The organism is Pseudomonas sp. 2822-15 (genome assembly GCF_002742515.1).
In the GTDB taxonomy this organism is placed as follows: domain Bacteria; phylum Pseudomonadota; class Gammaproteobacteria; order Pseudomonadales; family Pseudomonadaceae; genus Aquipseudomonas; species Aquipseudomonas salomonii.
In genome coordinates this window covers 1-228 of the sequence record NZ_LJRY01000009.1, presented here as the reverse complement: position 1 = coordinate 228, position 228 = coordinate 1, and the positions used below count along the sequence as shown (strand labels likewise).

Here is a 228-nt window from a genome sequence, read left to right as displayed (position 1 = left end):
GTATAGGATAGGACCGTTGGGATATCTTTATTGGCTTGTTCCATCAGATCTTTTCGAATGATAACAAGAGTAATGCCGGAAGGCCCTGCATTTTTTTGTGCACCAGCATATACTAAGTCCACATTCTCCCATGCTATTGGACGGCTAAAGATATCACTAGATGCATCAACGCATACAGGTATAGATTCAAATCCACTTGGTAATTCAGACCATTGGGTTCCATAAATT

Annotated in this window: 1 protein-coding gene; it reads right to left on the bottom strand. The window is 40.4% G+C overall.

Features of this window, described 5'->3' with window-relative positions; genetic code table 11:
* Positions 1-228, bottom strand: a 228-nt coding sequence (locus AOA59_RS00025) for an aminotransferase class V-fold PLP-dependent enzyme (protein ID WP_143522708.1), incomplete at both ends; no start/stop codon positions are given.